This is a genomic window from Hymenobacter persicinus (genome assembly GCF_004167665.1).
GTDB classification, from domain to species: Bacteria; Bacteroidota; Bacteroidia; order Cytophagales; family Hymenobacteraceae; genus Hymenobacter; species Hymenobacter persicinus.
On sequence record NZ_SEWE01000107.1, the window covers coordinates 1 to 3,477 of the forward strand.

Consider the following 3,477-nt stretch of genomic DNA (forward strand, 5'->3'; position numbering starts at 1 on the left):
TAGATAGCCACGCTGGCTTCAAAGTCGCGCAGCATCTGGCGGACGGCGGGGCTTTCGGCGCGGGTGGCGGCCCGCAGGCTGTCGAGGGTGGCGGGGCGCAGCGTGTTCACCGTGGAGTGGTGGTAGGTGCCGGCCACCAGGTCGCGGCGGTCCTGGGCCTGGAAAGCGGCGGCGGTTTTGCGCAAATAGGCTTGGCTGGCCTTGTGCTTGGTTTGGTCGGCCATCAGCCCCAGCAGCCGGCCCGGGGTGGCGGAGCCCACCTGCTCGACGCCCACCAGCGCGGCGCCCTGGGCCTGCAGGGCGCGGGCCAGCTCAAACTCCTCGGCCCAGCTGTAAAACGACAAGGCCATCGGATACTCTCTGCTGAAGGCGGTGGGCAGGCCGGGCTGGGCGGCCAGCCGGCTCAGGTCGCGGGCCTGGTACTTGTCGATTTCGGCCACGTAAAGCTTGGGCTTGAGCACCTGCCCCACGGCGGCGGCAAAGCCCGGAATCTGGGCCATGCCGTGGTCTTCGCCCACCAGCACCAGCGTGCTTTTGCGGATATCCTGCTCCAGCTTGTCCCAGCCCGGGCCGCTGAAGCGGGCGCCGGTGGACACAAGGGCAAACTGATTTTTCTGCACCAGCCGGGTGAAGGCCGTGTCCGGAGCCTGGGCCCGGGCGGCCGGGCTCAGCGTTGCCAGGGTGAGGGCCAAACCCGCCAGGCGGCGGACGGTGCGCTGGGAGCAGGCGGCGGCGAAGAGTGAGGAGCGGAACATAGCCGGTTGGTTTTGGAAAAAAGGAGAAGAACTGAGCCAAAGAAATTGCGGAGCTTTGGCTGCCGAAACATTATTCGACCAACTAGCGGCCCCACCCCACCAAAGTTCGAGTTGTCCTCCCCTTTTCGTCCGTTTGAACCCGCTTTTACCTTCGTGCGTCACCGGCTGACGGCGCTGAGTCCGCGCGCCGCGGCCGCGCTGCTGCAACTGGGGCTGTGGGCGGTGCTGGCGGGCTTCTACTTCGCCTGGAACAACCGCCCCAACTTCCACTTCGACGGGCCGGTGTGGCCGCTGGTGGCGTTGCAGATGGGCTTTGCCATCCTGCTCTTCAACGCCCTGGTCTACCTGATTATTCCGCGCTGGCTGCTGCGCGGCCACCTGGGCCGGGCCCTGGCCGGGGGCGTAGTGCTGCTCTACGCCTTTCAGGTCTGGATGTACGTCGGCTCCCGTCTGGCCGCGGCCTACCTACCCCTGAGCCCAGTGATGCGCCGCACCCTGCACGGCTTCTACGTGGCCGACTTCTGGTCCACGCTGCTGAGCCCGCTGGGGCAGCTGGGCGTACTGCTGGGCATGCTGGCCATTCTGCTGTTTCCGGTGCTCATCAGCTTTCTGGCCTACGCCCTGGTGGTAGACCGGCGGCGGCTGGCCCTGGAGCGCACCCGGCTGCGGCTGGAGCTGGGCTATCTTAAGTCGCAGGTCAACCCGCAGTTCTTGTTCAACACGCTCGGCAGCCTGCACCAGCTCACCCGCTCCCGCGACGCCCGCGCGCCCGAAATGGTGCTGCACCTGGCCGACCTGATGCGCTACACCCTCTACGAAACCGATGCCGACCGGGTACCGCTGCGCCGGGAGCTGGAATTTCTGGACGATTTTCTGGCCTTGGAGCGCCTGCGTCGTCCCCCCACGGTCACCATTGAGCACGCGGTAACCGGCGCGGTGGCCGCCCAGCAGCTGGTCCCGCTGCTGCTGCACCCGTTTCTGGAGCGTCTCTTCGCCGGCCTCGACGACGCCCCGGCCTCGGCCCTGGCCCACCTCGCCTGCCAGCTGCGGGTGGAGCCCGCGGCCGTGGAGCTCACGCTCACGCGCACCAGCGCCGCCGCCCTGCCCCTCACCTACCAAGCCGACCCGGCCATCGGCGCGGCCCGGCGGCGGCTGGCCCTGCATTATCCCGGCCGGCATTCGGTCGGCATCACCGAGGAGGCGCACGCCGTGCGGGTGCGCCTCCGTATTCAGCTCGACGCGTGAGCGGGGCCTGGCAGGCGGCGCGGCGCTTCGGCGGCACGCGGGGCGGGCGGGTCCTGCGCCACCTGGGACTGTGGGCGCTGTTCGTGGGCTTCGAGTACGTGGTCTTCAGCCAGTGGCAGCAAACTCCGCTGGTCACCTGGGGCTTCGTGGTCAAGGACACGCTGGCCGCGGTGGCCGGCTTCTACTTTTTCTCAGCCGTGGTGCTCCCGCGCTGGGTGCTGTCCCGGCGCTGGCTGCTCACCCTGGCCGGGCTGGCGGGCATTTACTACCTGTGGGCCTTGCTTTCCTACGGCTACTACGCCCTGCTCGACCACCAGGGCCTGATTTCCCGGGACGCCTACGCCTACATGCACCGCCTGCTCGACTACGGCTTGGTGGGCGGCGTGTTTGCCTGGCGGGCGGTGAGCATGGGCCTCAACGACTTTGTGGTGACGGTGTTTCCGCCGATTCTGCTGCGCTTTATCCAGTTTTTGCTGCGCAGCGGCAACCGCAGCCTGCACCTGGAGCGCGAAAACCTGCACCTGGAAATCAACTTCCTCCGCGCCCAGGTCAACCCCCACTTTCTGTTCAATACCCTCAACAACCTGTACGTGCTGGTGGCCCGCCAGGATGAGCGCGCCCCCGGCGTGGTGGACCACCTGGCCCACCTGATGCGCTACACCGTGTACGAGGCCGCCGCCCCGCTTGTCACGCTACAGCAGGAGCTGGATTTTCTGGCCGCCTACCTCGAGCTGGAGCGCCTGCGCTACGGCCAGCAGGTCAGCATCCGCTACCAGCCGCCCGCGCCGGGGTCCGAGGCGCAGCGCCTGACGCCCCTGCTGCTGTTTCCCTTCGTGGAAAACGCCTTCAAGCACGGAGCCGACAGCAGCCTGGACGCCGCCTGGGTCGATATTGCCTTATCCGTGGCGGCCGGCCAACTCCACCTGAGCGTGCGCAACAGCTTCAGCCCCGGCGCCCCGGCCCGGCCCTTCGGCGGGGTGGGCCTGGTCAACGTGCGCCAGCGCCTGGCTTTGCACTACGCCCCCGCCGACTACAACCTGACCATCACCCACGACGCGGCCGCCCACACCTACGCCGTCGGCCTCACCCTGCGCCTGGCCCCGGCCACACCGGCCCCGGCGGCCCCTTCCGCATTTTTTCCCGCCGCTTTCCCATGATCAACTGCCTGATAATCGACGATGAACCCTTTGCCCGCGAGCTGCTGGCCGGCTACGTGGCCCAGCTGCCCCAGCTGCACCTGGTGGCCAGCTGCGCCCACGTGTTTGAGGCCCTGGAGGTGCTCCAGCAGCAGCGCGTCGATTTGCTGTTTTCCGACATCAACATGCCCCAGGTCAACGGCCTGGAGTTTGTGCGCTCCCTGCACGCGCCGCCCTACGTGATTTTCGTCACGGCCTCGCCCCACCACGCCCTGGAAGGCTACGAGCTCGACGCGCTGGACTACGTGGTCAAGCCCGTGTCCTTGCCGCGGTTTATGAAG

The 3,477-nt window shown here is 67.8% G+C and carries 4 protein-coding genes; 3 read left to right on the plus strand and 1 reads right to left on the minus strand.

The window, feature by feature from the left end; genetic code table 11:
* Positions 1-755 (minus strand): hypothetical protein (locus EWM57_RS20760; RefSeq protein WP_129920724.1); only part of this gene is annotated, 755 nt, incomplete at its 3' end.
* A 153-nt stretch (positions 756-908) separates the two neighbouring features.
* Here EWM57_RS20760 and EWM57_RS20765 point away from each other — a divergent pair.
* The 3 genes from EWM57_RS20765 to EWM57_RS20775 form a co-directional block, all read left to right on the plus strand.
* Positions 909-2,000: a sensor histidine kinase gene (locus tag EWM57_RS20765; RefSeq protein ID WP_129923210.1), complete on the plus strand. Its 1,092-nt coding sequence runs from the start codon at positions 909-911 to the stop codon at positions 1,998-2,000.
* Positions 1,997-3,157: a sensor histidine kinase gene (locus EWM57_RS20770; protein WP_129923096.1), complete on the plus strand. Its 1,161-nt coding sequence runs from the start codon at positions 1,997-1,999 to the stop codon at positions 3,155-3,157. Before EWM57_RS20765 ends, EWM57_RS20770 begins: the two co-directional genes overlap by 4 nt.
* Positions 3,154-3,477, plus strand: a 324-nt coding sequence (locus EWM57_RS20775; protein WP_129923211.1) for a LytR/AlgR family response regulator transcription factor, incomplete at its 3' end; no start/stop codon positions are given. The genes EWM57_RS20770 and EWM57_RS20775, both read left to right, overlap by 4 nt.